The organism is Streptomyces sp. WAC04114 (genome assembly GCF_019733245.1).
GTDB classification, from domain to species: Bacteria; Actinomycetota; Actinomycetes; order Streptomycetales; family Streptomycetaceae; genus Streptomyces; species Streptomyces massasporeus_A.
This window is the reverse complement of sequence record NZ_JAIGQA010000020.1, coordinates 1-26,445: the sequence shown is the minus strand read 5'-3', so window position 1 is coordinate 26,445 and position 26,445 is coordinate 1. Positions and strand designations below refer to the sequence as shown.

22 protein-coding genes and 5 pseudogenes are annotated in these 26,445 nt (G+C 70.0%); 9 read left to right on the top strand and 18 right to left on the bottom strand.

Annotated features, from left to right (window positions below):
- Positions 1-24 precede the first annotated feature (24 nt).
- Positions 25-422: pseudogene (locus tag K4G64_RS41335) on the top strand (transposase).
- Positions 423-653: 231 nt separating this feature from the next.
- Here K4G64_RS41335 and K4G64_RS08590 read toward each other — a convergent pair.
- From K4G64_RS08590 to K4G64_RS08540, 12 genes are all read right to left on the bottom strand, one after another.
- Positions 654-1,400 carry an SDR family oxidoreductase gene (locus K4G64_RS08590; RefSeq protein ID WP_221755429.1) on the bottom strand — a complete coding sequence of 249 codons (747 nt, stop codon included), beginning with the start codon at positions 1,398-1,400 and terminating at the stop codon, positions 654-656.
- Between the two features lie 117 nt (positions 1,401-1,517).
- Positions 1,518-1,742: a hypothetical protein gene (locus tag K4G64_RS39970; RefSeq protein ID WP_260460189.1), complete on the bottom strand. Its 225-nt coding sequence runs from the start codon at positions 1,740-1,742 to the stop codon at positions 1,518-1,520.
- 74 nt (positions 1,743-1,816) lie between these two features.
- Entirely contained in the window at positions 1,817-2,197 is a 381-nt protein-coding gene (locus K4G64_RS40985; protein ID WP_308122285.1) for a sigma factor-like helix-turn-helix DNA-binding protein, read from the bottom strand.
- 647 nt (positions 2,198-2,844) lie between these two features.
- Positions 2,845-4,056 (bottom strand): cytochrome P450, encoded by a 1,212-nt coding sequence (locus K4G64_RS08580; protein ID WP_221755428.1) that lies wholly within the window; start codon positions 4,054-4,056, stop codon positions 2,845-2,847.
- A gap of 245 nt (positions 4,057-4,301) precedes the next feature.
- A complete protein-coding gene (locus K4G64_RS39965; RefSeq protein WP_308122284.1) occupies positions 4,302-4,715 on the bottom strand; it encodes a peptidoglycan-binding domain-containing protein in 414 nt (137 codons plus the stop codon).
- A gap of 1,131 nt (positions 4,716-5,846) precedes the next feature.
- Positions 5,847-7,391, bottom strand: a complete 1,545-nt coding sequence (locus K4G64_RS08570; RefSeq protein WP_308122283.1) for a GMC family oxidoreductase N-terminal domain-containing protein — start codon at positions 7,389-7,391, stop codon at positions 5,847-5,849.
- A 167-nt stretch (positions 7,392-7,558) separates the two neighbouring features.
- The gene (locus tag K4G64_RS08565; protein WP_221755425.1) at positions 7,559-8,518 is read right to left on the bottom strand and encodes an alpha/beta fold hydrolase; all 960 of its coding nucleotides are present in this window, start codon (positions 8,516-8,518) and stop codon (positions 7,559-7,561) included.
- A gap of 248 nt (positions 8,519-8,766) precedes the next feature.
- Positions 8,767-9,336, bottom strand: a complete 570-nt coding sequence (locus K4G64_RS08560) for an ATP-binding protein (RefSeq protein ID WP_221755424.1) — start codon at positions 9,334-9,336, stop codon at positions 8,767-8,769.
- A gap of 40 nt (positions 9,337-9,376) precedes the next feature.
- Positions 9,377-10,021, bottom strand: a complete 645-nt coding sequence (locus tag K4G64_RS08555; RefSeq protein ID WP_221755423.1) for an LUD domain-containing protein — start codon at positions 10,019-10,021, stop codon at positions 9,377-9,379.
- A 23-nt stretch (positions 10,022-10,044) separates the two neighbouring features.
- Positions 10,045-11,466, bottom strand: a complete 1,422-nt coding sequence (locus tag K4G64_RS08550) for a LutB/LldF family L-lactate oxidation iron-sulfur protein (protein ID WP_221755460.1) — start codon at positions 11,464-11,466, stop codon at positions 10,045-10,047.
- A gap of 20 nt (positions 11,467-11,486) precedes the next feature.
- Positions 11,487-12,284: a (Fe-S)-binding protein gene (locus K4G64_RS08545; protein ID WP_221755422.1), complete on the bottom strand. Its 798-nt coding sequence runs from the start codon at positions 12,282-12,284 to the stop codon at positions 11,487-11,489.
- Positions 12,285-12,337: 53 nt separating this feature from the next.
- Entirely contained in the window at positions 12,338-14,083 is a 1,746-nt protein-coding gene (locus K4G64_RS08540; RefSeq protein ID WP_221755421.1) for an L-lactate permease, read from the bottom strand.
- A gap of 184 nt (positions 14,084-14,267) precedes the next feature.
- Between K4G64_RS08540 and K4G64_RS08535 the strand changes: the two genes are divergently transcribed.
- From K4G64_RS08535 to K4G64_RS08525, 3 genes and pseudogenes are all read left to right on the top strand, one after another.
- Positions 14,268-15,017: a FadR/GntR family transcriptional regulator gene (locus tag K4G64_RS08535; protein ID WP_260460187.1), complete on the top strand. Its 750-nt coding sequence runs from the start codon at positions 14,268-14,270 to the stop codon at positions 15,015-15,017.
- Positions 15,018-15,090: 73 nt separating this feature from the next.
- A pseudogene (locus tag K4G64_RS08530) lies at positions 15,091-15,430 on the top strand (dihydrofolate reductase family protein); the annotation flags it as partial.
- A 253-nt stretch (positions 15,431-15,683) separates the two neighbouring features.
- Positions 15,684-16,040: pseudogene (locus K4G64_RS08525) on the top strand (transposase); the annotation flags it as partial.
- Positions 16,041-16,049: 9 nt separating this feature from the next.
- On the opposite strand, the pseudogene K4G64_RS08520 reads toward K4G64_RS08525, so the two are convergent.
- Positions 16,050-16,505: pseudogene (locus tag K4G64_RS08520) on the bottom strand (glycine betaine ABC transporter substrate-binding protein); the annotation flags it as partial.
- 22 nt (positions 16,506-16,527) lie between these two features.
- Here K4G64_RS08520 and K4G64_RS08515 point away from each other — a divergent pair.
- The gene (locus K4G64_RS08515; RefSeq protein ID WP_260460186.1) at positions 16,528-17,106 is read left to right on the top strand and encodes an ABC transporter permease; all 579 of its coding nucleotides are present in this window, start codon (positions 16,528-16,530) and stop codon (positions 17,104-17,106) included.
- A gap of 106 nt (positions 17,107-17,212) precedes the next feature.
- Here the strand turns inward: K4G64_RS08515 and K4G64_RS39960 are convergent, their stop codons facing one another.
- The 3 genes from K4G64_RS39960 to K4G64_RS08505 form a co-directional block, all read right to left on the bottom strand.
- Positions 17,213-17,608: an MOSC domain-containing protein gene (locus tag K4G64_RS39960; RefSeq protein ID WP_308122282.1), complete on the bottom strand. Its 396-nt coding sequence runs from the start codon at positions 17,606-17,608 to the stop codon at positions 17,213-17,215.
- A gap of 24 nt (positions 17,609-17,632) precedes the next feature.
- Positions 17,633-17,929, bottom strand: coding sequence for an MOSC domain-containing protein (locus K4G64_RS39955; protein WP_260460185.1), 297 nt, complete (start codon positions 17,927-17,929; stop codon positions 17,633-17,635).
- 594 nt (positions 17,930-18,523) lie between these two features.
- Complete coding sequence (locus K4G64_RS08505; protein WP_221755419.1) at positions 18,524-19,513, bottom strand: aldo/keto reductase; 990 nt, start codon at positions 19,511-19,513, stop codon at positions 18,524-18,526.
- 337 nt (positions 19,514-19,850) lie between these two features.
- Between K4G64_RS08505 and K4G64_RS40980 the strand changes: the two genes are divergently transcribed.
- Positions 19,851-20,648, top strand: a complete 798-nt coding sequence (locus K4G64_RS40980) for a DUF427 domain-containing protein (RefSeq protein WP_221755418.1) — start codon at positions 19,851-19,853, stop codon at positions 20,646-20,648.
- Positions 20,649-20,979: 331 nt separating this feature from the next.
- On the opposite strand, the gene K4G64_RS08495 is transcribed toward K4G64_RS40980, so the two are convergent.
- Together K4G64_RS08495 and K4G64_RS08490 are read right to left on the bottom strand one after the other, a co-directional pair.
- Positions 20,980-22,182: a heparin lyase I family protein gene (locus tag K4G64_RS08495; protein WP_221755417.1), complete on the bottom strand. Its 1,203-nt coding sequence runs from the start codon at positions 22,180-22,182 to the stop codon at positions 20,980-20,982.
- Positions 22,183-22,810: 628 nt separating this feature from the next.
- Positions 22,811-23,803, bottom strand: coding sequence for a maleylpyruvate isomerase family mycothiol-dependent enzyme (locus K4G64_RS08490; protein WP_221755416.1), 993 nt, complete (start codon positions 23,801-23,803; stop codon positions 22,811-22,813).
- A gap of 456 nt (positions 23,804-24,259) precedes the next feature.
- Between K4G64_RS08490 and K4G64_RS41330 the strand changes: the two are divergent.
- The 3 genes and pseudogenes from K4G64_RS41330 to K4G64_RS08480 form a co-directional block, all read left to right on the top strand.
- Positions 24,260-24,434: pseudogene (locus tag K4G64_RS41330) on the top strand (dihydrofolate reductase); the annotation flags it as partial.
- A 206-nt stretch (positions 24,435-24,640) separates the two neighbouring features.
- The gene (locus K4G64_RS08485; RefSeq protein WP_221755415.1) at positions 24,641-24,925 is read left to right on the top strand and encodes a hypothetical protein; all 285 of its coding nucleotides are present in this window, start codon (positions 24,641-24,643) and stop codon (positions 24,923-24,925) included.
- Positions 24,926-25,466: 541 nt separating this feature from the next.
- Positions 25,467-26,318, top strand: a complete 852-nt coding sequence (locus K4G64_RS08480; RefSeq protein WP_221755414.1) for a CAP domain-containing protein — start codon at positions 25,467-25,469, stop codon at positions 26,316-26,318.
- The last annotated feature ends 127 nt before the right edge of the window (positions 26,319-26,445 follow it).

Here is a 26,445-nt window from a genome sequence, read left to right as displayed (position 1 = left end):
CATCGGATGGTAGATCATGGTGTCGTGGTACGCCGTGATGAACTAACGGATCAGCAGTGGGAGTTGCTCGTTCCGCTGATACCGAGGGCCGCCACGGGTCGGCCGCGGGTGTCGGACCGGCAGGTCGTCAACGGGATGGTCCACAAGATCCGGACAGGAATCTCCTGGCGTGACCTGCCCAAACGCTACTGGCCGTGGCGGACGGTCCACACCCGTTTCCGCAGCTACGCCGTGGACGGCGTGGTCGCTCGGGCCCTGCGACAGATCCAGGCCCGGGCGGACCCCGCAGGCGCATCGTCGAGCGCTGCTTCAACCGGCTCAAGGGCTTCCGCGGGATCGCCACCGGATACGAAAAGACCGCCACCTCATACGAGGCAGCGGTCAGTCTCGCGTCGGTCCTGCTCTGGGCAAGATCCGTTTGAAGAGGGACCCCAGTCCCCTGGCACCGGCCAAATGATGTCGGCGAGTTCGCGTTCCCATGCGTCGAGAGCGCAGGTACCCAAGGTCTTCGCTGGGCTTTGCCCGGGGTCCGTGACGTGTCCTGACCGGGTCAGGACGGGCCGGTGGAGCCGATGGCCGGACAGGCCCATCCCGGCCGGAACAACCCCCAGGTAGCGGAAGTCCGACGTACGATCAGACCTCCGATCCAGGCGTCAGTCCTGCTCAGGGAAACGGCTCGCCAGGAACTGCTCGAACGTGACCTTGCCCACGGCCCGCTCCGGCGCGAGATGCCCACCCGCGCGGAACCCGTGGTAGGCCGTGCCGGCCAGGCGCACGTTCAGCATGGGACGGCGCCGTCCGCTCGCGCGCAGATAGGCCTGAGCCAGCTCCGGAAAAGTACGGACCTCGGGGCCGCCCATGTCCGGCACCCGCCCCGTGGGCTCCCCGGTGGCGATCTCGGCCAGCCGGGCAGCGACCTCCGCCGCCTCGATCGGCTGGTCGGCGACTCCCGCCGGGAGCAGCAGGACCGGCAGTTTGGCCAAGCCCTGCAGGAGCCGCAGCACCAGGTCGTGGAACTGCGTCGTCCGTAGCACGCTCCACCCGAGACCCGACTCCTCGATCAGCCGTTCGACGGCGAGCTTGGTTCGGTAGTAGCCGAACGGCACACGGTCGACGCCGACGATCGAGATGTACACCAGATGCGGCACCCCGGCCTGGCGGGCCGCCTCGATCAGATTGCGGGCCGCCCGCTCGTCACCGCCGCGCGGCGACGTCGCACAGTGCACGATCGTGTCCACGCCCGCGACAGCCGCGGCCAAGCCTGTGCCCTCACGAAGGTCCACGGCATACGGCTGGGAGTGCCGGCTCAGCACTCGCACCTCGTGCCCCTCCGCGCGCAGCCGCTCGGTGAGGAGCCTGCCGAGCGTTCCAGTGCCGCCAGTCACCAGGATCGTGGTCATCGCAGTTGGTGTCCCTTCGGTGGGCGTGCGCTCCCCGGTGGAGCGCACGTCATCCGCTGGGAACCGACGACCGCCCGCAGATGTGACAGCTCCCCGGTGATCCCACTCCCCCGCGGGTCACCCCCCGGGAGACATCGCGGCGAACTGCCGGCCCGCGAACACGAGTTTGTCCGGGTTCACGACGACGTGCACCTGGACTATGCCGCTGTCGCGCAACGCGAAGGACGCGACGGCGACGAGCCGCCGCGCCGCGTGCACCACCAACGCCGACGCGCCGTTGACCTCGGCGACGGTGAGGGCCAAGCCGCCTGCGAACCGTTGCACGCCGCCCAGGAAGCGCATGACCTTTCCCGGCCGACGATGGGACGCAGGGCCGCGCTGACCTTGCCGCCGCCGTCGCTCCACCAGATAGCGTCTTAGGCGAGCAGTCTCTCCAGTCCGGCCAGGTCTCCCTCACGAGCCGCCGACACGAAGGACTCGACGAGCGCGCGCTGCCGCCCGAGCGTGGGCTCGAAGCGGGTGCGCGCCGCCGCTACGTGCTGCACCGCCCTGCGGTACAGCTGGCGGCAGTTGGCCTCACCCAGATCGAGCACTTCGGCGATGTCCCGGTGGCTGTAGGCGAATGCCTCACGCAGGACGTAGACCGCGCGCTCAGTCGGCGTCAGTCGCTCCAGCAGCATGAGCAGGGCTGCCGACACGGCGTCACGCTGCTCCGCGGACTCCAGCGGGCCAAGCGTCCCGTCCTCGGTGAACACGGGCTCCGGCAGCCACGACCCCACATACCGCTCGCGCTGCACACGGGCCGAGGTGAGTCGGTTGAGGCAGAGGTTGGTGACGACCTTGGCGAGCCAGGCCCCAGGGTGTCCGATCGCCGCACGGTCGGCGCTACGCCAGCGCAGGTACGCCTCCTGGAGGTATCCTCCGCGTCCTCGGCGGAACCAAGCAGTCGGTAGGCGAGGCCGAACACGCGGGGGCGGTGGGAGGTGAACTCCTCGGCGGTGCCGAACGCTGGCGTCATGCGCCCAGGATGTCAAAGGCGCGGAACCAATCCGGCACGGTCCCCCGGCCGGGGCACTGTCTGTCGATCAGGAGCGACAACGCCTCGTATCGGCGGAGAAACGGCTCGGCCGGTGCTCAGCGAAGAGATCATCGTGTGGGGATGTCTGAGAAGCCCGTTGCCATACCGATGCTGCGGGCCCCCTGGTGACTCCGGTGATCATTGGTGTGGTACCTCTCCCGCCGACCGGCGCACCCCCGCCGAAGCGCCGCACGTGGGCCGCTGAGCCTCCAGGAACCCTGGAGCGAGGCAGAGGCTGGACGCCCCAGCGCTGCGGCGGACGGCGGGGGCAGCTGGGTCCCGACGGGACGGCTGCTGGATCGCGCCGCGTGGTCACGGGCGTGCGCAGGGCGCCTCGGCGGGTCGGTCCTGCGGCCGGTGCTGCGCTCATCCACCTGCCGGGGTGAAGCGGACGTCCAGGCGCGTGAGGCCACGGAAGTTGAGACTGCGCTGCCACTGCGGTTCGGGGCCGTCGAGGCGAAGGCCGGGGAACCGGGTGAGCAGTGCGCCGAGCGCGACCTCGCCTTCGAGCCGGGCCAGCGCCGCGCCGAGGCAGAAGTGAGGGCCGTGTCCGAATGCGATGTGCCGTGTGCCGGACCGTTCGAGATCCAGTACGTGAGGGTCCGGAAAGGCGGCGGGGTCGCGGTTGGCGGCGCCGCACACAAGGAGCACGGTCTGCCCCGCAGCGATGGTGCGTCCAGCCAGCTCGAGGTCATGGCGCGCCCGTCGGAGCAGCAGATGCACCGGGGCGTCGTAGCGCAGAAGTTCCTCAACGGCGGCGGGCATCAGGTCGGGGCGCGTGCGCAACCGGTCGGCGGCGTGCGGGTGGCGCAGCAGAGCGAGGGTCGAGTTGCCGATGAAGTGGGTGGTGGTCTCGTGGCCGGCGATGAGGAGCAGGGCACAGTTGGCGAGGAGTTCGTCGAGGTCCTGGCCGGTGTGCTGCGCCTGTGCGGTCAGCAGTCGGCCCAGGGTGTGCGGAGTGGAGGTGTCCTGGTGTGAGAGGAGAGTGCGGAGGTAGTCGAGTGTGGACGCCATGCTCTGCGAGGCCGTGCGATGGGCGTCGGCGTCGAGGCGGGAGTTGCCGATGGCCTCGGCGATCGGGGCCGACCACGCGGCGAGGGCGGGGCGGTCCTGCTCAGGCACGCCGATCAGGTCGCAGATCACGGTGAGAGGCAGAGGGCGGGCCAGGTCGGCCATGACGTCCATCCGGCCAGTGGGCGCGGCCTGCAGGAGGAGCCGGTCGACTGCTTCCTCGATCCGGGGGCGCAGCGACGCCACCGCCCGGGGTGTGAACGACTTGCCGATCAGGGACCGCAGCCGGGTGTGGTCGGGAGCGTCGCTGTAGAGCATCTGCCGGCTCAGGACTCCAGCCAGCGGGCGCAGTTCCTCGCAGACGGCACCGATGTCGGGGTAGCGCACCGACGACAGCCTCGGATCGGCCGCGGCGCTGCTGACCAGTGCGTGCGAGGTCGCGATCCAGGCGTCCAGATGGCGGTCGAAGAAGAGTTCGTCGGCACTTCGCAGCTCGTCGTAGAAGTCGTAGAGACGCTCTTGGACAGAAGGACGAAAGGCCCGCAGCAGCGTAGGAGTTGTGCGCATTGTCAGATGCTAGGGATTTCGCCGAGGCACGGGACGGTTTCGCCGACTTTTGGATCGATCGGATACTCGCCCTGTAGGGACAGCCCCGCAACAAGGCACGCATCTCCCGCAGCACGTCGTACGGCCGCTGGGCGGGTGTGCTGCCGGGGGCGCCGAGGTCCCCGCGGGCGGAGTCGAGTAGGACAATTGAGGTGACTTCAGCAGGCCGTGCAGTCGTCGCAGGATCTGGCATGTGGCTGTGGCGACTATTTCGTCCGCAGCATGAGGGCGTGTCGGGTGTTGTCCCCGTAGACGCCGGTCTCGTCTCCGCGGATGCCGTATGCATTCTGGAATCGGGCCACTGCCCGCCGGACCTCCGTGTCGTAGCGGCCGTTGATGGCGCCTCCGTCATAGATGTGAGGGATCTGGAGCAGACGTACCTGCAACTCGTACACACCGTGGCCGGTGTCGCCTGGGCGCAGTAGTCCGGTGCCCGGGGTCTCGGGCAGCGAGGCGTTGCCGGGAGCCGGCTGGTTCGGTTGCCCGTTCGGTGGGGACGGGGCTGCAGGTGCCGGATTCTCTGGCAATGGCCGGTCCGGCTGCTCCAAGTACGCGGGCGGCGTCGCCGGTGCGGAGTCGCCGTTGCTGAGCAGCGAAGAGGCGAGGACCAATCCGCTCACGGCGCCCAGGCCGAAGACTCCGGCGAGCCGGCTGTGTCGCCGGTCGGTGAAGCGGCGATGTCCTGGGCTTCCCCCGGGCCCAGGGGGGCGGACCGGTTCTGGGCGCGGTGGCGTCTGGGAGGGCGGGGCGGCGAAGCGGTTCGGCTGCGCGGCCCGCGATGGGTAGGTCGAGTCCTCAGTTGAGTCGGTCCATCGGCGCGCACGGTCCTGCAGAGCGACTGGGGGCGGCGGGAAAGCTGCCGGCGGTTCGGCCTGCGCCGGGCCCCCGCCGCGCGCAGTGGGTGGCTGTCCCGCCTCCCGTGGTGCGACCGCCTCCTGCCGCACCCCGCGTGACCACAGCGGCTCGACCACGGCGTTCCCGGCGGCCGGCCGGTCCCAAGCGGGTTGAGGCGCGTCGGCAGACGGTGGGAGGCCTTGCGGACGGACCGGAACCAGGTCGGGCCGGGATCCCGGGCCCTGCGTCCCTGGCTGCGGTGGCGACAGGGACGGGACGGGATGGGTGGGGCTGCCGTATCCGGCTGTTGCGCTGGGGCGGTCCAAGGACGGTGACGGGCTTTCGAGCCCTTGGTGCTCCTTCACCGCGTAAAGATCGGCGCGAGCGGCATCCAGGGCGTTCAGAACTGCCTGAAATGAATCCTGGATCTCTTGGGCGGACTCGCGCCCCCAGTTGAGAGCCCGTGGCGGTTCGGCCTCGTCGAATCCCATCGGTAGTCCTCCTCGACCAAACAGGTCCGGGGCGGGGCGCCACCACGGCCCCGCGTAGCGCTCCGTGGAACGCGCGCCGGCCACTCCAGTGGTCTGCTGAACTGGCCGGTCAACGCCGGAGATCGGGCGATATCGTCTGCTGCTGAGCCGGACCGCGGACGTGTGCCTACGGTTTCCTTGTCGAGCCATACGCACTCGGCGTGGCGTTGTCTCAATCCTTTGGCGGGTGATCGCCGCATCTCTCGGCTTCGAGGCGTCCGAGCCGCCAGGGCCTGGGTCGGCTCAATAGAAGAAGAGAAGTCCTCGGCCACGACCGCGGATTGTGACCGCTCCCCCACGGCATCCCTGCCGCACCGACCGTGTGACGCGCCCTGTCCGGGCTGTCTGGCGGGCCCAACGGAGTCCTGCTCCTGCCCTGTTTGGGGATCAAAGACCGCGGATCATGTCTGCGCCCTTCTCCGCGATCATGATCGTCGGGGCGTTGGTGTTGCCCCGCACCACGGTGGGCATCACCGAGGCATCCACCACCCGCAGGCCGCTCACGCCGTGCACCCTGAGCCGGGAGTCCACGACGGGGCCGATGGAGCAACTGCTCGCCGGGTGGTAAAGAGTCTGCAAGTCGCGCCGGGCGAAGTCGAGCAGGCCGGCGTCGTCCGTGGAGCGCGGCACGCGGAAGTCGGCACGCCGGTGCTTGGCCAGGCTGGGCTGAGCGGCGATGTCGAGCAACATCCGCAGTGCCCGGATCATCGTGGCGCGATCCTCCTCGGTGGCCAGGTAGTTGTGCAGAACGCGCGGTTTGGCGCTGGGCAGGGCCGACCGCAGGGAGACCTTGCCCCGGCTCGTGGGGGCGAGGACGACCGCGCCGACCATGAAAGCGTGGTCGGCCACGGGGCTGATGCCCTCCTCGTGGAACATCACCGGGGTGGCGTGCACCTGGATGTCGGGAGCGTCCAGTCCCTCACGGGTGCGGTGAAATCCGCCGGCCTCGCCGACGTTCGAGGTGAGGGGACCGCGGCCCTCGGTCTCCAGTAGGCGGACGTTTTCCGGTGTCTCGGCGGTGAACAACGACTCGGTCTCGGTCAGGTAGCACAGACCGACATGCGGATGGTCCTGCAGGTTTTCCCCCACCGGGAGGTCGACGCGGGGCGTGATGCCGTGGGAAGCGAGTTCGCTGCCCGGGCCGATGCCGGAGAGCATGAGCAGCTGCGGGGAGTTGTAGGCGCCGGCCGACAGCACGACTTCCCGTTCGGCTCGTAAGGGCAGCAGTTCGCCGTCCCGTTCCACCTCGACACCGGTCGCACGGTCGCCGTCCAGGAGTACGCGGGTGCACGTGACGCCGGTCAGCACCTCGAGATTGGGCCGGGACAGGGCCGGCCGCAGATAGGCGTCGGCCGTGCTGCAGCGCAGACCGCCTCGCTGGGTGAGGTGGTAATAGCCGACGCCGTCCTGCTCTGGGCCGTTGAAGTCGCTCGTGTAGGGGTAGCCCGCCTCCTGTGCTGCCGTGACATAGGCGTCCGCCAACGGATGCCGGGAACGGCCCTCGCTGACCGTGAGAGGCCCGCCGGTGGAGTGCCAGGGCGACGGGGCGCCCCCGAAGTCTTCGGCGCGAAGGAAGTAGGGCAGGACATCCTGCCAGCTCCACCCGTCGGCGCCGCCGGCCGCCCAGGCGTCGTAGTCACGGCGATTGCCACGTATGTAGATCATCGCGTTCATGGACGAGCAGCCGCCGAGCATCCGGCCGCGGGGCAGATAGCGACGGCGGCCGTCCAGTCCCGGTTCGCACTCGGTGAGGTAACTCCAGTCGTACTTGGTCTGGAAGAGCTTGCTGAACGCTGCCGGGATGCGGATTTCAGGGGCGTCGTCCACGGGTCCCGCCTCGATGAGCAGAACGCGCGTGGTCTCGTCCTCGCTGAGTCGGCTCGCCAGCACGCACCCCGCCGATCCGGCACCCACGATGATGTAGTCGTACACCTGTCCCCCTCGCCCGACACGGCTCCTCGTCCCTTTCACCTAAGCCGCATTCGAGGGCGGATCACACCGCGCTACCGGCCAATTGCCCGAGCAGGTTCGCCTCCGGCCGAGAACCGAGCCCTGAGCCGACCCCACACTTCCCGTCACAGCGGCGCGCGCGGAGATCGCTACGCGTCAGGGGGGCGACGACCATCATGCAGGGAGCTGACGGCCTGCACCAGGGCGTGGGGGTCCTCCCAGTTCAACATATGTCCGGCGTCCGGCACGGTGATCAGTCGTGCGCCCGGTATGCCGGAGGCAAGGCGCCGGGCGTGGCTGGACGGCGTGCTGCGATCGGCCGAGCCGACCATGACGACGGTGGGGACCGCGATCTCGGCCAGGCGTGGATAGCGGTCTTCGCGGGCGAACGCCCGCACGATCGGTACGAGCGAGGCATGGGCCTGCTGCAGGAAGACCTCGAGGAAAACCTCGATCATCGCGGGAGAGGGGCGTTTGCCGCACTGGGCGGCTCCGAAGAGGATTCCGCATGTGCGGGTGCGGGCCAGCCGCTGGAGGATGCCCATCTCCAGCAGCGGGATCTGCAGCCGGTTGTGCGGTGCTCCGTCGTAGATGCGGCCCGCCCAGGTCGCGAACAGCACCAGGCCGCGCAGCCTCCGGGCGACGGCGGGGTGGTCGAGCACGGCTCGAAGGGCGAGGAACCCGCCCATGGAATGCCCGACGAGCACTGCGTCGCGTACGTCGAAGTGCTCCATGACCGCCACGTAGTCCTGCGCCATGGGGCCGGAGCCGATGCCGTCCGCACCCAGCGTCGACCCTCCGTGGCCGCGCTGGTCGAAGACGATGACACGGTGACCGCTGGCCACCAGGGTGGCCTGCACCAGATTCCACTCCAGGAGCGAGGCACCGTATCCGTGGGCCAGTACCACTGGTGGGCCTTCGCCCGCGACGATGGTGCGCAGCACCGTCCCGTCGGGGCGGGGAAGGAACGCTTCCTCGCCCTCGGGTTCGCGGCGGAGCCGTTCGTAGGGGACGGGGTCGGGCTGGCGTTCGATCCAGCCGGCCGCTGCCCGCGCCGCGATGGCAATGACGGCTCCCGCAGCGGCACCCCAGAGCAGCCGGACCTTCATCGCGATCCTCCGAATCCGCCCGCGTGTGGTGTCAGGCCGGGTCGAAGCGAGCTGACGGCGCCCAGTATGCATCTCAATTGGCCGCGCTACGCCGGCGATTGGGCGGATCGGCTCAGATGCGCTGCCGACACCACCGGCACATCCGGTTGAACAGGGACCGAGAGCGGCCGCCGCTCCACTCCGCAGACCTGCGCCTCTGACACACAACCGGTGCGCGCTGCGCCCTGCCGGCCCCTGCCGTGTGCGGCTCAACCGGGGAGGCGAAGGACCGAGCGGTGTGCGGGTGAGCGGCGCGAGCCGGTCCCCGTATCGGTGCGCCCGGCTAACGAGCGGTCGGGGCGCTTGCATGTGGCGGGGGCGTGGGGCAGCAGCGCCCAGGCGGTGGTGCCGTGCTGGGTGTGGTGCACTCCGGACCGCAGGGACAGTGCCTCGACCAGCCAGAAGCCCCGGCCGCACTCGGCCAGGCCGTTGTCCTCGGGCCCCGTGCGGTTCTGCCACACACCGGCGTCGACGACCTCGATCCACAAGTGGGACGCGCAGCATGCCAGTCGCAGCGTGACGTGGTGGGCGCCGCTGTGCTGAACGCTGTTGGTGACGTACTCCGACACCACGACGCTCGCCGCTTCGGCCGTTTCGTCCCCGAGGCGCCATGCCGTCAGCCGGTCCCGGGCGAACGCCCTGGCTGCCGCTACCGCACGCTTCTCGGCGGGGAGCGTGCAGCTCGCCGATGCCGAGGGGGTGTCGGGCAGGGGGACCGAGTGAGGCGCCGTCGGTGCTGCCGCATGCCGGTGCGGTACTGGGTGAAGGGCGGGCTTCACTGCTCAACTCTCTTCCTATGAGGACGAGATGCTCGGACTCTCAGACGACGATGAGGGCTTCCAGCGTGCGCGGACCGTGCACGCCCTCGACCCGGTCGAGTTCGATGTCACTGGTGGCCGACGGCCCGGAGACGAAGGTCAGTGGACGCACCGGATCCAGGGCGGAAAACACCTCCGGCACGGACGCCACGACCTGTCCGGCGCGTACGACGCACACATGGACGTCAGGCACCAGCGTCAGGGCGCGCCGGCCCTGGCCGGGGCCGCCGTCCAGGACAAGGGTTCCGGTCGTGGCGATGGCGGCGGCCACGGTCGTCACCACCGCTCGGGCCCGGTCCAGTTCGGCGACCGGAAGTCGGGGCTCGTCGGTCAGCACCCTGTCGGGGTCCAGCGCGGACCGCCACTCGGGCGGGAAGCCACGGGGTACCACGACGGAACCGGTGCCAAGGCCGGCCACCAACTGCCCCACGCGGGAGCCGACGTCCTGCGTGGACACGAGGTGCACCGACGCCCCGTACTCGGCGAGTCGTTCGGCGAGCAGTTCCACGGCCGCCGCCGACCCGGCCGGCTGCTGGCCGCCGCGAGAGTACTGGCGGGGCACCGGGACGTCCTGTGGACCCTCACTCGCGGGCACGTCGTCCAGGGCACGTCTGATCCGGTCCAGCACTTCGGTGCGCGCGTTCATCTCTGCCTCCTTCCGGCGTACGGTCATCGATGCGTCCTTTTCCACCAGGCGCTGAAGGTCTCCGCGGGCGGGACAGGGGCGTCGCGGGAGTCGGTCCAGCGGGACAGCGGGCCAGGCAGCCGGCCCACTCGCCCGCGCCGGGCCACCAGCCGTGCGGCCAGGGCTCCCGCTCGCTGCGCGGCCGTCAGACGCGAGGGACGGGAGAGCACCCAGCGTGCGGCGGCCATCGCCAGGCGCTCCGGTTTCGGCACGAGCCGCCCGCGCCCCTCCTCGACGATCCGGGCCCGCAGATGCACCAGGACCTCGGGAATGTCGATCTTGACGGGGCAGACCTCGTAGCACGCCCCGCACAGCGACGAGGCGTACGGCAGGGCACGGTCCACGTCCGAGCTGGTGCCCCGCAGTTGGGGACTGAGGACGGCGCCGATCGGGCCGGGGTAGACCGATCCGTAGGCGTGTCCGCCCACCCTCTCGTACACGGGGCACACGTTGAGGCAGGCGGAGCAGCGGATGCAGTTGAGTACCTGCCGGCCGACCGGGTCGGCGAGCGCATCGGTGCGGCCTCCGTCGACCAGCACCAGATGGAAGGCGCGGGGGCCGTCGTCGGCGGTCGTGCCGGTCCAGGTCGAGGTGTAGGGGTTCATCCGTTCCCCCGTGGAGGAGCGCGGCAGCAGCTGCAGGAAGACCTCGAGGTCCTGCCAGGTGGGTACGACCTTCTCGATCCCCGCCACCGAGATGAGCGTCTCGGGCAGCGTCAGGCACATCCGCCCGTTGCCCTCGGACTCGACCACGACCGCCGTCCCGGTCTCCGCAACCAGGAAGTTGACACCGGAGACGGCAACCTTGGCCCTCAGGAACTTCTCCCGCAGATGACGCCTCGCGGCGTCGGCCAGCCGCCTCGGATCGTCATCCAGGTCGGCCGGTGCCGCGGTGCCGTACGCGCCCATCGACCGCAGGAAGATCTCCCGGATCTCCGCCCGGTTGCGGTGGATGGCCGGGACCAGGATGTGGGAGGGCTGGTCCTGGCCGAGTTGCACGATCAGCTCGGCCAGATCGGTCTCGTACGCGTCGATGCCGGCGTCGGCCAGCGCCTCGTTGAGCCCGATCTCCTGCGTGACCATCGACTTGACCTTGACGACCTCCCGTTCACCGGTGTCCTGCACCAGGCCGACGACGATGCGGCGTGCCTCCTCGGCGTCGCGCGCCCAGTGCACCTTGCCGCCCGCCGCGGTCACCTTCTCCTCCACCTGCAGCAGATACCGGTCCAGATGGCGCAGGGTGCGTTCCTTGACCGCACGCCCGGCCTCCCGCAGCTGCTCCCAGTCGTCCTGCTCTGCGACGGCCGCCGCACGCCGGGAGCGGATGGTCCCGGTGGCACGGGCCAGATTGCCGCGCAGCTGGGAATCGCGCAGGGCGCTCGCCGCCGCCGTCGGGAAGGCCGGCATGCCCAGGAACGTCGCGTCGTTCACGAGGTCTTCGTCCTTTCGGTGCCGCGCGAGGAGGCGGGTGAGGGTTCCGCCGCGCCGTGTACTTGTGCTTTCTCCGTGGACGCGAGGATCTCGGCGAGGTGCATGACGTTCACTCCGGTGCGCAGGCGGGACAGGGCGCCGCCGATGTGCATGAGGCAGGAGTTGTCACCGGCGCACAACACGTCGGCTCCGGTGGCCAGGACGTGCCGTACTTTGTCCGTGCACATGGCCACCGACGTGTCGGCGTTCTTCAGGGCGAAGGTGCCGCCGAACCCGCAGCACTGGTCGGCCGCACCGAGTTCCACCAGGTCGATGCCGCGGACGGCGCGCAGCAGGGTGAGGGGCCGGTCGTCGACGCCGAGCATGCGCAGGGAGTGGCACGTGGGGTGGTAGGTGACCCTGTGCGGGAAGTACGCCCCGACGTCGGTGACACCGAGTACGTCGACGAGGAATTCGGAGAGTTCGTAGACACGCGGTGCGTCATGGACCGCGGCGGACAGCCGGTCGTCGCCGGACACCTCAGCGATCCGCCCGTGGTGCTCGCGCACCATGGCGGCGCACGAGCCGGACGGCGTGACCACGGCGTCGTAACCGGCGAAAGCCTCGGCGAAGCGCCGGACGAGCGGCACACAGTCGCGCTGGTAACCGGTGTTGAAGTGCATCTGGCCGCAGCAGGTCTGCTCCGGCGGGAAGTCCACACGGTGGCCCAGCCGCTCCAGCAGCGTCACCACAGCCCGTCCGGTGGCTGGGAAGAGCGTGTCGTTGAGGCAGGTGATGAACAGTGCGATCCGCATGGTTCCGTGAGTGGAGGGCACGGCGGGCGACGGCTTCTGTGCGGGTTTCAAGCTCATGGCAGCATCCAGGACAGGACGTTGGACTGGAGGTACACCAGCACGCACAGGGCCAGCAGGAGCATCAGGCTCCACTTGATCGCCGCCCGGAAGAGCTGGGACTCGCGGCCGATGAGGCCCACCGCGGTGGCGGCGATGGTCAGGTTCTGCGGGCTGATCATCTTGCCGACGACACCGCCAGAGGTGTTGGCCGCCACCAGCAGCGTCGGATCGAGTCCCGCCTTGTTCGCGGCGGTCTGCTGGAGCGTGGCGAACAGGGCGTTGGCGGAGGTGTCCGATCCGGTGACCGCGGTGCCCAGCCAGCCGAGGACGGGCGAGAGGAACGCGAACGCCGTACCGGCTCCGGCGATCCAGGTGCCGATGGTGATGGTCTGTCCGGACAGGTTCATCACATAGGCGAGTGCGAGGACAGCGGCGACGGTCAGCAGCGCCCAGCGCAGCTTGTGCAGCGTGGCGGTGAATTCCCGGGCGGCGGCCGCCGGGGTCACCCGGTAGACGGCGGCGATCACGACGCCCGACAGCAACAGCAGGGTCCCGGGCGAGGACAGCCAGGGGAAGGTGTAGACCGTGGTGGCCGACGCCTGGCCGGAGGCGGTGAGGACCTCGCCGTCCAGTCCGGGCCAGCCGAACTTCGCGTCGGAGGCGGCCAGGAGCTCCTTGAGGGGAGTCCACAGCTTGGCGAGCGAGAAGACCCCGATGATGATCAGGTAGGGCAGGAAGGCCATCAGGATCCTGGGGCCCTCGATCCGCTGAGTGGTGCCGGCCGTCGGGAGTGTTCCGGTCACGGCACTGCTGTCCGGCGCGGTGGGCGTTCCGGACGGCGCCACGGGCCGGTCGCTGTGCCCGGGGTTCGGCGGCTGTCCTGCCGAACCGTCCCCTTGCTCCTTCTCCGCCGCCTTGCGGAGATCGGTCCTGGCCTCCTCACCGCCCTGCGGTCGCCAGACACGGAGGAAGAGGACGACAGCGGCCAGGGCGAGCAGCGAGGCGATGATGTCGGTCAGCTCCACCGAGAGGTAGGTGGCGCTGACGAACTGAGCCAGTCCGAACACCGCGCCGCACACCAGGGCGACCGGCCAGGTCTGGCGCACTCCGCGGCGGCCGTCGACCAGGGCGACGAGAAGAAGCGGCACGAAGAAGGCGACCAGTGGTGTCTGGTGGCCGACGTATGCGCCGATCTCCGTGTACGGGATCTTCGTCAGGTTGCCGGCCGTGATGATGGGCGTGGCGATGGCGCCGAACGCGACGGGAGCGGTGTTGGCGACCAGCACGGTGACGGCGGCTCTGACCGGGGCGAAGCCGAGTCCCATCAGCATCACCCCGGTGATTGCCACCGGCGCGCCGAACCCGGCCAGGGCCTCGAGCAGTCCGCCGAAGCAGAAGGCGATGATGATGGCCTGGACGCGCGGATCGGCGCTGATCAGGCCGAAGGCCCGGCGCAGGTCCGCGAAGCGGCCGCTGACGACGGTGAGCTGGTAGACCCAGATGGCAGTGACGACGATCCACATGATCGGGAACAGCCCGAAAGCCGCTCCTTCGCTCGCCGAGAGCAGGGCGAGGTCGGCAGGCATGCCGTAAGCGGTCACGGCCACCGCAATCGCAACGGCCAGTGAGGCGAGTCCGGCCCAGTGAGCCTTCATCCTCAGGCCGCCGAGCAGGACGAAGAGCGTGAGCAGCGGCAGGACGGCAACGAGGGACGAGAGCGCGAGGCTGTCGGCCACGGGAGAGAGATCTGGCTTGTACATGAACCCTCACATTGGGGGCTTGGTCAGACCATTACTTGGTTTCTCACGCTAGGCAGCGGACAGCGGGCTTGTCCAGAGCTTCGAACGACCGAATTACGGCTTGGTCGGACCAAAGAGCGGGGCGCTCAAGCTATGATCAACACTCAGGGAGTTGAGACGCGGGAAAGGGCTTTCTATGGCTGACATGGCTGCTGCCTGGGAGCCAGTGCCCCGCTCGCGCACCTTCGAACTCGTGCTGGCCCGGATCGAAGAGCAGATCCTCGCGGGCCGACTGCGAGTCGGTGACCGGTTGCCGCCCGAGCGGGAGCTCGTCGACATGCTCGGTGTCAGCAGGGCCGCGGTGCGCGAGGCGCTGCGCGTCCTGGAGGCCCAGGGGGTGTTGCGCTCACGCGTGGGCACCGGGCCGTCCTCCGGCACCGTGATCGCGGCCATGCCGGACGCCGGTCTCACCCAGTTGCTGCGGCTGCATATCGCGCTGGCGAACTTTCCGATGGGCGACGTCGTCGAGGCCCGCGCCACGCTGGAGCGGGCCAGCGCTCGCCTGGCCGCGGAACTCGTCACGAAGGACGGTCTCGAGCGCATCCGCGATCCCCTGCTCCGGATGGACGACGCAAGTCTGCCCCGAGAGCAGTTCAACGACTGCGACACGGACTTCCACGTTGCCATCGCCGAGGCCGGGGGCAACCGGCTGATCGCTGACATGACCATCGCGGTCCGCAATGCGGTGCGGCACACCCTGCTCACTGTGTTCAACAAGCTCGACGACTGGGAGAAGGTCGCCTCCCGGCTGCGGGCGGAACATCACGCGATCTACGAAGCCATCGCGGCCGGAGACACGGAGGCGGCCGGCGATCTGGTGGAGGCACATGTGCGCGGCTTTCACCAGGACATCGTGAAGAAGATCATCGACGCCGCAGACCCCGCAGCGCCCTGAGACCGTAATCCCACATTGGTGAGACGGGGCCGGCGCGCGCAGCAGCGGTGGTCGGCGGCCAGAACAAGTGCCCGGCGCCGGTGAGGTGACGGTGAGAGTCTCGGCGGTCAGTTCACCGCCGGTGACGATGCGGGTCACCGACCTCGACTGGACGTTCGTCCCCACCGGTTTGCCCGACGCCGTCACCGCCGCGCGAGAGAGCCGAGGCGGCGTCGTCGGACAGTGGCAAGGACCTCGACGTCGTCCTCATGGGCGGTGGCGCCACCGTCGGCTCGGCGCTCGGCGCCGGGCTGGTCGACGTGCTGACGCTGCACCTCGCGCCCGTCGTGCTGGGCGCCGGGACGCCCCTGTTCACCGGTGGTGGAGCACCGCGCACGCAGGTGCAACGGAACGTGATCTGGACAGCAGCGTAGGCGCATGGGTACCTGGTGCAGCCGTCCGGTTCCGTCATCGGGTGGATTCTGGATCCGCTGAGCAGGGTCGGTCGGATTTCGGTCCGGTCGGACCCGTTGCCACCCGCATGACGGAGTCGAGCGTGCACCGCGCCCCGTGCTGCTCTCCTCGGGTGGCGTGGTGTTCACCCTTGCGGCCAATCCGGCCCCAGGTGGACGCCGATGTCAGATCTGTCAGTCACGTCCGTAGCGCCCGCCCCTCGCTCTCCCCGGCCTGGACCGGGGCAAGCCGGGTTCCAAGATGCACGTCCTGTCGGACGCGAACGGACTGCCCCTCAGCGGCCGCCACTTCAAACCTCAGCGCCTGCACGCCGACGAGGCATAGACCTCCCCCACCTGCGGAGATAGTCACCGGGCAAGCGGCATCGGCGTACGCACCGCCCGCAAAGGCATCGAGTCCAGCGAACGGCCGGGCCGCCGCAGGTGGGTGATCGAGCGGACGATCTCGTGGCTGTCCGGCTGTCGCAGACTCAGCCCCCGCTACGAACGCCGTCCAAGCAACTACCTGGCCCTTCTCGGCCTCGCAGCCGCCCTGTGCCGCTGCAAGCGATACGTCCGCCTCACCACGTAGGACACCGTCTCAGGCCAGCCCGTGCTGCTTCGCGTATGTGTTCGCCACGTCTTCCGGGTCCTTCTTGTCCTTGTCGACCTGGCGGTTGAGCTCGGTGAGCTGGGCCGTGGTGAGGACGTTGCCGAGACGGGCCAGGGCCTTGCGGACCGCGGAGTCGGCCTTGCGGTCGGCGATGAGCGGGACGACGTGCTGGCCGGGGATGAGGTTCTCGGGGTCCGTCAGCACCACCCAGTCGTTGGCCCGGATGTCGGTGTCCGTGGTGAACAGGTTCGCCACATCGACGTCGCCCTTCTTCAGGGCGCCCTTGACCAGGGGACCGGAGGAGTCGAGGGACTTGAACTCCTTGAACTCCACCCCGTAGACCTCCTTGAGGCCGACCACACCCACCTGGCGCTTCTTCACCTCCGGCGCCGCGCCGATGACCAGCTTGCCGTTCTGCTTCTTCAGGTCTGCCAGGGGGGGCAGCCGGCTGGAGGTCCACGCGGACATGGGCGACTTCAGGTCGGCCGAGCCCAGCACCTTCCTCGTCGAGACGAAGCCCGGTGTCTCCGCGGACGAGTACGCCCGGAACGTCGCCGCGGTCGTACAACCGCTGGGGGGCGATGCCACGACCGCCTCCGAGTCGGGGCAGGACGGCGTCATCCTCATCATGGCGGCGATGGCGGTGCTGCTCACCCTCATGCTGATCACCGTGGCAGGTCTCGGCGTGCTCAACTCCGTGGTACTCGACACCCGGGAACGCATCCACGACTTGGGCGTCTGCAAGGCGATCGGCATGTCGCCGCGGCAGACCCTGAGCCTCGTGCTCGCCTCGGTGGCCTTGATCGGCGTGATCGGCGGGCTGCTCGGCGTCCCTGCGGGATACGCGCTCCACCACGTCGTCATGCCGATGATGGGGCGTGCCGTGGGCACCGGCCTGCCGTCGCTCGTCCTCGATGTGTACGGGCCCTTCCTCCAGCTGCTCCTGCTCGGGGGCGGCGGGGTCCTGATCGCCATGCTGGGCGCGCTGATCCCGGCAGGGCGGGCCGCCAGGGCACGTACGGTCACGGCCCTGCGCACCGAGTAACGCCCGGCCGAGCCCCGGCTGCAGCAGCCGGGGCTCGGCCTCGTCGTCCACTTCCTGGACCGCGAAGTCGAGGTGGAATCGTCGGGGGCTGGTCTCGGCCTGTGTATCAGGACAGCTCAAGGGTGTCGCCGAGTCGTACGCATCCCGGCTGTGCGACCGTGGCCAGCGCGTCCAGCCGCATGTCGTGTGCCTGCGCGACGGCTCGAAGGATCAGCGGCGAATGCGGCAGATCCTGCTGGGCCTCGTTGGTCATCACGCACCGCTCGCTGGAGCGCTCGAACCGTATACGCAGGGTGTCGCCGATGCGGGCGGTACCGCCGAACCACTCGTCCTCCACGAACGCAGGCGTGCCAGGCGGTGTCCGCACCAGCAGGTTCGGCCGGAACCGGCGCTCGTCGACGGGCACACCGGGAACGGCTGCGCGGACCCAGTCGAGGGTGGCAGTGGTCAGGAGGCTGAGCGGGAGCTGGTCGAAGTGCGAGACGGTGTCCTCGCGTGCCACTTCGACGTCGTCGCGGTCCAGGTATCACCGCACGTAGACGCTGGGGTCCGGCACCGGCACGCCGTCCGGGTCCAGCAGCTCGGGCCCCTTCGTGACCACTCCTCCGGGGTACCGGGACCGCAGCTGCAACAGCCCGGGCATGCGCTGGAAGCGGCGTGTGTTCTTACCCGAACCGAACTTGCCCTCGGCGTCCCGCACCGCGTAGAGCCGGTCACCGACAAGGCCCCGGGCGTCGACGGCGGCTTCGTCCAACGACTCACCGCCGGTGGACTTGATGGGGTACCGCCATATCCGCCCGATCGTGCCGAGCGCCGAGCTCATATCGCTCCCCCTCGTGGCATCGACGATGTCACACGGTGTGTTTGTAGATGACGCCAAAATAGTGGTGCTCACGATGGGGCATGTAGTCGCCTCGACCCGGGGGTAGCCATCGAGGTCCGGCCCCCTCATCCGAATCCGGGTGCGGGCGCCCTGGTCCGAGGAGAGCCTCGGCCTCGGACAGCGGCATACCGCAGTGCAGGGGACCGACCCGGCCGGTCTGTGCGCCCACACCTGGACAACCTCGCGGAGCGCTGATCGTCGCCCGGCGGATCACTATCTCGTTCCGGGCGCAGTCCCGGTCCTGGACGATGGCGGCGACGACCAGACCGCGACGCGCAGGCCGAGGGTGTCGGTGACGGTGACCAGGACCGATCGTCGCACCCTTGGCCCTGACGTGCTGTGACTCGCGCCGCGAAGGCATCACCGGCCTGCCACTCACCTGCGCCAGGAACTCGCCCCGCGCTGAACCCGCTGCCTGCACGGCCGGCTCGGAGTCGGCCGTGCACAGCGGACGGTCGCCTCCTCCGGCGGTCAGGAGGTCGATGACCACCCCGCGCTCCTGCGAGCCCCCGTGTGGTGTGTGCGTCCCTCCGCCTACCGGTTGACGGACCGCATCCCTGCCTCGTCGTATCGCTCACCGGCCGCCTCGGGCAGCTCCGCGTCGATGCGGGCCAGGTCGTCCTTCGTCAGCTCGATGTCCACGGCGGCGGCGTTCTGCTCCAGGTAGGTGCGGCGCTTGGTGCCCGGGATCGGCACCAGGTCCTCGCCCTGGGCCAGCACCCACGCGATGGCCAGCTGAGCCGGCGTCACGTCCTTCTCGGCGGCGATCTCCTTCACCTTCGCCGCCAGCCGCAGGTTCGCCTCCAGATTGGCGTCCTGGAAGCGCGGGTTCTGTCGGCGCCAGTCGTTGGCGTCCAGGTCGTCCGGCGAGGTGAACCGCCCGGCGAGGAAGCCACGGCCGAGGGGTGAGTACGGTACGAAGCCGATGCCCAGCTCCCTGCAGGCCGGCAGCACCTCGGCCTCCACGTCCCGCGACCACAGCGAGTACTCGCTCTGCACGGCCGTGACCGGGTGCACGGCGTGCGCCCGCCGGATGGTCTGGGCGCTCGCCTCGCTCAGCCCGATGTGGCGCACCTTGCCCTCGGCGACCAGTTCGCCCAGCGCGCCGACCGTCTCCTCGATGGGCACGTTCGGGTCGACCCGGTGCTGGTAGTACAGGTCGATGTGGTCGGTTCCCAGTCGCTTCAGCGAGCCGTGGACGGAGCTGCGGACGTGTTCGGCCGAGCCGTCCTGCGGACCGACCGTGCTGATGTCGCCCGGTACGGCGTCGTCCATCCGGTAGTTGAACTTCGTCGCGATCACATACTCGTCGCGGCGCCCCCGGATCGCCTCGCCGACGAGGGACTCGTTGGTGAGCGGGCCGTACATCTGCGCGGTGTCGAGGAAGTTCACCCCGAGGTCGAGGGCGTGCCGGATCGTCGCGATGCCCTCCGCCTCGTCGGCGGTTCCGTAGAAGGCCGACATGCCCATGCACCCCAGCCCGATGGCTGATACCTGCAATTCCCGCAGACTACGCTTCTGCATGCTGTGTTCCAGCCTTCCCTGCACGCTTGATCGTCCTTCGGGCGGCATGAAGCCTCCCGTCCATCCAGGCACAGATGCCGTCGCCCGGCATCCCAGGAGGAGCGGGCACTGACACGGCCTCGTGCGCCGTTGTCCTCGACGCTATGACTTCGAGCGCACTCCATGGCAAGTGGGATGTGAGAAAGGCCCCCGGTGGTCTGCATCCCTCGCGCGGTGCCGGGGCGAAGCAGGTGGAGAACAAGGACCAGGGAGGAGAGAGCGTGACCGGCACGGGCGTCGGCCGGGGCGCAGTGCTGCCAAGAAGCGTGAGGTCGACGGGACAGGCCGGTGATCACCGATGACGAGATGGACGCCCCGGCCCGATGGCGGGCGGCCCTCGGGGAAAGACTGCTCTCACACCTGGACGGCGGACCCTCCCCCACTGAGTGAGACGTGCGTGTCCTGCACGGCGCCCGGACACGCACCGGCCGGCCTGCTGCTGTGCCTGACCTGCGGACACGTGGGCTGCAGCGATAGCTCCCCCGGCGCTCACGCCACGGTCCACTTCGAATCCAGCGCCCACCCGGTGGCACGCACCCTGGCACATGGGAGGGAATGGGCCTGGTGCTACGAGGACGAGTTGTATCTGGACCCGCTGGAAGAGCCGGTGCCGCGTTCCGCCCCGCGGTCGCCCGAGTCGGTCTGGGACTACCCGCGGCCGCCCGTCGTGCGGGAGGACGACCGTCGCGTGCGGGTGGAGTGCGCCGGCCAGGTGGTGGCCGAGACCCGCGGAGCCGTCCGGGTACTGGAGACCAGCCATCCCCCCGTGTTCTACATCCCCGCGCAGGACGTCCGTACGAAGCTGCTGCTCCCGGCGGTCGCGGGCCGGACCTGGTGCGAATGGAAGGGCTCTGCCCGGTACTGGGACGTCATCGTGGGAGACGACGTACGCGCTCGTGCCGCTTGGAGCTATCCCCGTCCCGAGCCCGCCTACGCCTCCCTCGCCGGCTTCTTCGCCTTCTACCCGAGCCGCGTGGACCGCTGCACGGTCGACGGAGAGGAGGTCACGGCGCAGGAGGGCGACTTCTACGGCGGCTGGATCACCACCGAGGTGCGGGGACCGTTCAAGGGCGCCCCGGGCACCCGGCTGTGGTGACGCGGCGAGGGCGAGAGGCGTCGCGCTCCCCCACGCCTTCGCCGGGCATCTGCACTCAGCAAGGGCGGTTGCCGAGTCGGTCGCAACTCCGCGGGAGCTTCCGCGGGCACGCGTGCCGGACGGCAAGATGTTCCCCACCGCTCTCCGTGTGGTGGAGGCGACGCCGGCGCTCATCGAGCCGCGCGGTAGGGCAACGCCCCGCGCGGTCTGTTACCCCTCTCGATCCGGCCACCGAGTCGGCCACCGCCTGGGGCGAGGCCGCCTCGGTGGGCGTCCGCTCCGCTTCGCGTCTGCGAAGGGGGTGCGTGCCGCCAGGTGGATCTGACCCCGATCAGAGGCTGAGGGGGCTGGTTTCGGTGATGCTCGCCCAGTCGTTCTCGGGGTTCGCCCAGAAGGAAATCTTCAGATAGCGGACGTCCAGGGGGCCGGTGGTGAAGAGAACCGTCTCGGGCGCGGTGGTCGTTCCCGAGCTGCGGCCTTCCCATACCTTGGTGTAGGAGACGCCGTCCGGCGAGGCGTGGATGGTGTAGTCGTTCCAGCGCAGGTCGCCGCGGTGCCAGGCCACCGTCGCGCCGCACAGGTGGCGTGTCGCGCCGGTGTCCAGGATCAGGGCGGCGCCGAAGCCCTGGCCGGACCAGCGGGTCGTCAGATCGCCGTCGACGGCGTTGGCGGGCGGGTTCGCCGCCTCGTGGGTGGTGGCGGTCGCGGAGGTAACCGGTGCGGCGCGTGTGCAGGTCCGTTGCGGTGCGACGTCCTTGTGGGCGGTGCGCTCATCGCCCAGGCGCAGGGCGTCGTAGTACATCACGCGCTGGGTGGTGCTGGAGGGGGCACCGGTGTTCCAGTCCCACTTGTAGATGCCGAACTTGAAGTAGGGCGAGCGCGGGCCGCCGTCGTGGGTGGCGCCGGTGCGGGTCACGACACGTTCGCCGTTCTTCCAGACCTGCAGTACACCGCTGCTGTCGGTGCGCCAGGTGACGTGGAAGACCCAGTCCACCCAGACACCGGTGGTGTATGCACCCAGATCGAGGAACTGGCCGCGGAAGTCGATCTTCCAGCGCCCTTCGTCGGTCAGGAGCGCCAGGGGCGGTGAGCCGCCCGGGCAGGCGGTGTCGCACTGGTGCCACTGGCTCACGATCTCGGCCGAGGTGTCGTAGGCCCAGCTCGACGCCAGATTGATGCTGAAGCCGTACCACCGCTCGGCGTTCGCCGGCTGCTCATCACGCTGCGATATCTCCGCCCGTTTGCTGCTGGAGACGATCGGATCGGTCTTGCGCAGCTCGAAACGGGCCGCGTGGGAGCCGTCGCGCGTGGGGCCGGTGACGTTGGTGGCGCCGTATGAAGTTCCCCACTGCTTGAGGAAGTTGGCGGGGGCGGTGGCTGGGAGCGTGCGGTCGGCGGCCTGTTCCCAGTCGAGGGTGCGCAGGACGCCGATGGGGTCGGAAGCCGCCGGCTGTGCGGGCGATAACGCCAGTGCTGCAGTCAGCACGGACGTGAAGACGGCCAGGAGCCAGGCTCTGGGGCGCGGTCGTTTCATGGTGCGACTCCTCACGGGGACGCTGAACGGACGGTCGCGGATGCGCGACGTCCGATTGCGGGCCCCGACTCTTCCCCCGACAGGAGGTGCGGGCAAGGGCCGGCAACACGGCGCGCGGAAGCACCTGGGGCTCGGCACGCACCACCGACCGATGACCCACACCGTCGCCGACGAAGGCCGTATGCGTTACGCGATGCCGTGTAGACGACGGGGGCGCAGCGCTGGTCGCGGCGCCGCACCGCCGCCCGGTACTTCCATGTGATCGGCGCTCAGGAGTGGCTTCGCCCCTACCTTGCGTTGAGGAGTGGTCCGTGGGGTGGGTGGTGACGCATGGTCAACTACCGCGGCCGCTTCTTCGACAACGCCTCCTTGGCCACCGTCTCGACGGCGGCCACCGCTGACCTACCCCGCTGCCGGCATGACCGGTGATCGGCCCGTGGTCGAAAACGCCCCACGCGGTGAACGTCGTGGCCTGGACGTAGGCCCCGTGGCGCTCCAGCGGCGGATTGCGACCGGATTCTCATCGAGGTGCCCGACCCAGATATGGCCGGACTCGTCCACGAGCAGATGCTCGATGGCGCCCCAGACGGAGAAGGACGAGGTCTCGCGGCCGAGCGCGTCGAAGACCCTACGGGGCGGTGAACAACGTCGGGAAGCGGGGCGCCAGCCACGGCTTGCGGCCCCATGCAAGCGCCCGCCCCCGGGCGATGGCGCCCCAGGGTCCGCCGCGGCCCAGGGCCATCAGCAGGAAGGCGGCGGGCTCGGTGAGGATCGTGCAGTCCGCCCCCGCCTCGGGCCGGTCATGCACCGTCACGCCGCCGTCCGCCACCGTGACACCGAACGCGGCGCCGCCCCACAATCGGACGGTGAAGCGCGCGGTCAGTCCGGCGACGGCGGCAGGTGCGACGACGCGCGGCATGACCGTCTTCATGAAAGGCAGCGTGAGTTCCACCCGCCCCCGGTCGATCATGTGGGGCCGGCCCTGGGCCCGGGCCAGGTCGTAGCCGTGCCCCAGCATGTGGGTGAGAAGGTACGAGGCGAGCGTCGCAGGGTCCATGGGCCCCATGGGGGTGCGGAGCGTCTCGTCCGGTCGCCGTTCCGCCAGGGCAGCGAGGAAGCTCGTCGCTCCGGCCTCGATCAGGTCGGCGAGCGGCCCGGCGGCCCGTTCGCCGTACGTGGCGAGCACGCGGGCGTTGGCCTCGGCGATGCCCCCTGGCGTGCCGTCCCCGTGGACCCGCTCCCGGCCCGCGGCCACGTCCGCCATCAACACGTTTGCCTGGGCCAGATGGGCGGCGGTCTCCCCCACCGTCCAGGTGAGGCCCGGCACGGAACGGCCGGTGTCGGTCGCGCCGCGTAGCAGGGCGGCGATGTCCGCCGCAGTGTCCCGTATCGCGAGGTCGAGACCCGGTGACAGCGTCGTCCCTTCGCCGCCCGGGGCCTTGGCGGTGCGCGCCACGGGCTCCGCCAGGGGCGAGCCCTCCGATGCGACCTCCGGCTCCGGGACAATCCCCTGGTTCCGCGGCTCTGGGGTGCTCGACGGCTGCCCGCAGTTCGCGAGCCCTGCCTCGCCCGGCGCCGCCGTTCCGACCCGTGCCTCGCTGACGCTCCTCGTCTCCTCCATGGCCCTCACCTCTCCCTTGGTGCCGGGGTCGGCGACCGGTCGCCGACCCGCGGCGGCCCCGACGGGCGGGCGCCGCATGTGTCAGGGCAGTGACTCTGGCACAGCGCCCGCCCGTGGGTCGAGCCCCACACCACGGGCGTGAAGTTCGTCGGGAACCCGACCCTCCGTGGTGCGGCGATACCCAGTCCCACCTGGGGGGCGCCGGCGCTCGGAGGACGACGGCCAAGCTACTGAACGGCGCTGCGCAGCGCAGGCGGTGCGGGCCCCGACCGCCCGCCGGGCGTTGCTCGAACGGACCGCACGAGATGCTGACGCTGCTGGAGGAGGAGCTAGGGGGAGGAGGAGCTAAGGCGACGGCTGCACGAGACCGCCGGTCTGGAGCTGGGCTGCCGTACGAGCCGCGTCATCGCAGGGACCGGCGAGACGGTGGCAATCGGCGACCTGAGCGTGGCAGCCGGTGTCAGCAGCAGTCGCCGCCGCGTCTTCGACCTGACGGACGGCTGGGACGCAAAGCCTCGGGCGGGATGGGCCACGTGGTCGTCGATAGCACCGGCCGGAGCCCGACGGCTGGGGCTCCGAGGCGCCGTTTCACTTCGTCGACGGCGTCGACGAGGTGACCGTTACCCGGGCCCCTGCCGGTTGAGCACCGCGGCCACTACGGCTCCACAGGCGACGCAAGCCAGCTCAGCCAGGGTTTGCAGCGAGGCCCTGTGTCCGTGGACCGCGTACTCCCGAGCGCGCCGACATTGATCGCGGCGATGTCCGCCTGATCGCTCAGGGCGACCTGAGCCGTCGGCGGGGATGCGAGGCTGTTTCCCCCCGTTGGATGGTGGAGTCATGAACCAGCACCACCAGCAGTCCCACCCGACCATCGAGATCGACACGCGGCTCGTCAGGATCGGTGCCGTGCTCACCGCGGCCGGCGCCGTGACGGCATGGACCGGCATGGCCATCGGAGCGTTCGCCGTGTTCACAGCAGGTCGGCGCATGATCCGCGAGATGGACGTGCCCCCGTCCCAGCAGGCGGCCGCGAAGTGGCAGCAGGCCAAGGAGGCGTCCCGAGCGGGTGTACGGGCGTGGCAGTCCGCGTCCGACGCCCGGAACGGGTCGGTCGCCCACTAGCCCGTGCCAAGCCTCACCCCCATCGAGGTCCTCGGCCCGGTGGAGGGCGGACGTCGCCTGTGCCCGCGCTGGGTTTCCCGACCTCCAGTTCAGTCACCGACCGCTCCTGCCCCAAGCCGCCAGTAGTGGTGCGGCCTGACAAAGAGACCTCATACCTCGCGTCCAAGAGCTGAGGGCGGCGACCCGCCGCTTCCGCAGCGCCGCCGCCCTACGGGACAGTTCGGCCACCTCTTGGCGCTGACCAGGCGGGCCATGCCGCGGCTCCGTTGCGTGAGGGCTTGCGCAGACAGGTGAGGTCCTGGTTGAGCAGACGGTGAAGACCAGGCCGGCGCGTGACAGGCCGGGCCGGGATGCTTCCGGCCGTTCCTCAGCGGACTTTGGCGGCTCTCTTAAGGCTTCTTGAAGATGACCTTCGAACACAGGTTTCCGCCCCGGCCGGGTCCTAGGCTCTCGAGCACCCCCCACAGGTCCGGTGGCCGCGATCTCGCGGCCACCGGGCGCGGGGGCCGAGTCAGCCGACCGACAAACCGAGGTGTCCTGCATGGGTTCCCGCCGAGCCGCTCGCCCGTCCCGCTTCCACGCCCGCCCCCGCAGCGGGGCGAAGAGGCGTGGTCCCGCGCTGGCCATGGGCGCCGTCGCTGCGATCGCCGGCGTCGGGATCACCGTGGCCGTCGTCAGCGGCGAGGACGGCGACGCGTCGGACCGGGTGGTCGCGAACAGCACGGACAGAACGCCGGGCGCCGGGGACGCCGCCGGCGGTGCGGCACCGCTCGCCTCCGCTTCGGCGAGCCCGAGCACCACGGCGAGCAGCTCGCCGAGCGCGAAGCCGAAGGAGAAGCGGAAGAAGTCGGCGAGTCCCACTCCCCGTGCGCCGAAGACGACCGCCGCCGCGTCGAAGGCTTCCGCGGGGACGACGGCGAAGAGCAGCGGCGGCGGGTCGGCGAGCGGTTCCGGCGGCACGCGGCCGGGCAGCAACGGGTCGGACTCGGGGTCGGGTTCGCAGTCCGATGGCGGGCCCGAGGCGCAGGTGCTCGCGCTGGTCAACAAGGAGCGGGCCGCGGCGGGTTGCTCGCCGGTCACGGCGAACGACCGGCTCACCCGGGCCGCCGACGACTACAGCGACGTCATGGCGAGCAGCGGCGTGATGTCCCACACCGGCCCCGACGGCTCGACGATGACGACCCGGGTCGAGGCCGCAGGGTACAAGTGGTCGACCCTGGGCGAGAACATAGCCCAGGGTCAGGCGGACGCCGCCTCGGTGATGAAGTCCTGGATGAACAGCCCCGGGCACCGCGCGAACATACTCAACTGCTCCTTCAAGGAGCTGGGCGTGGGCGTCCACTTCGGCGACGGCGGCCCCTGGTGGACGCAGAACTTCGGCGCCGGTCGCTGACCCCGCTCTTCGTCACCGCTGAGTTCACGAACAACGAGACCGGCGAGATCAAGTCCCAGACGGTCTTCATGGGCGACTTCCCGCTCATGACGAACAAGGGCACCTTCGTCATCAACGGCACCGAGCG

What these genes read in the sequence shown, in the direction of transcription:
- K4G64_RS08590 (WP_221755429.1), bottom strand. Translation starts at nt 1,400, where the DNA reads ATGACCACGATCCTGGTGACTGGCGGCACTGGAACGCTCGGCAGGCTC.
- K4G64_RS39970 (WP_260460189.1), bottom strand. Translation starts at nt 1,742, where the DNA reads ATGCGCTTCCTGGGCGGCGTGCAACGGTTCGCAGGCGGCTTGGCCCTC.
- K4G64_RS08580 (WP_221755428.1), bottom strand. Translation starts at nt 4,056, where the DNA reads ATGCGCACAACTCCTACGCTGCTGCGGGCCTTTCGTCCTTCTGTCCAA.
- K4G64_RS08565 (WP_221755425.1), bottom strand. Translation starts at nt 8,518, where the DNA reads ATGAAGGTCCGGCTGCTCTGGGGTGCCGCTGCGGGAGCCGTCATTGCC.
- K4G64_RS08555 (WP_221755423.1), bottom strand. Translation starts at nt 10,021, where the DNA reads ATGAACGCGCGCACCGAAGTGCTGGACCGGATCAGACGTGCCCTGGAC.
- K4G64_RS08550 (WP_221755460.1), bottom strand. Translation starts at nt 11,466, where the DNA reads ATGCCGGCCTTCCCGACGGCGGCGGCGAGCGCCCTGCGCGATTCCCAG.
- K4G64_RS08545 (WP_221755422.1), bottom strand. Translation starts at nt 12,284, where the DNA reads ATGCGGATCGCACTGTTCATCACCTGCCTCAACGACACGCTCTTCCCA.
- K4G64_RS08540 (WP_221755421.1), bottom strand. Translation starts at nt 14,083, where the DNA reads ATGTACAAGCCAGATCTCTCTCCCGTGGCCGACAGCCTCGCGCTCTCG.
- K4G64_RS08535 (WP_260460187.1), top strand. Translation starts at nt 14,268, where the DNA reads ATGGCTGCTGCCTGGGAGCCAGTGCCCCGCTCGCGCACCTTCGAACTC.
- K4G64_RS08515 (WP_260460186.1), top strand. Translation starts at nt 16,528, where the DNA reads ATGGGCGACTTCAGGTCGGCCGAGCCCAGCACCTTCCTCGTCGAGACG.
- K4G64_RS39955 (WP_260460185.1), bottom strand. Translation starts at nt 17,929, where the DNA reads ATGAGCTCGGCGCTCGGCACGATCGGGCGGATATGGCGGTACCCCATC.
- K4G64_RS08505 (WP_221755419.1), bottom strand. Translation starts at nt 19,513, where the DNA reads ATGCAGAAGCGTAGTCTGCGGGAATTGCAGGTATCAGCCATCGGGCTG.
- K4G64_RS40980 (WP_221755418.1), top strand. Translation starts at nt 19,851, where the DNA reads ATGACGAGATGGACGCCCCGGCCCGATGGCGGGCGGCCCTCGGGGAAA.
- K4G64_RS08495 (WP_221755417.1), bottom strand. Translation starts at nt 22,182, where the DNA reads ATGAAACGACCGCGCCCCAGAGCCTGGCTCCTGGCCGTCTTCACGTCC.
- K4G64_RS08490 (WP_221755416.1), bottom strand. Translation starts at nt 23,803, where the DNA reads ATGGAGGAGACGAGGAGCGTCAGCGAGGCACGGGTCGGAACGGCGGCG.
- K4G64_RS08485 (WP_221755415.1), top strand. Translation starts at nt 24,641, where the DNA reads ATGAACCAGCACCACCAGCAGTCCCACCCGACCATCGAGATCGACACG.
- K4G64_RS08480 (WP_221755414.1), top strand. Translation starts at nt 25,467, where the DNA reads ATGGGTTCCCGCCGAGCCGCTCGCCCGTCCCGCTTCCACGCCCGCCCC.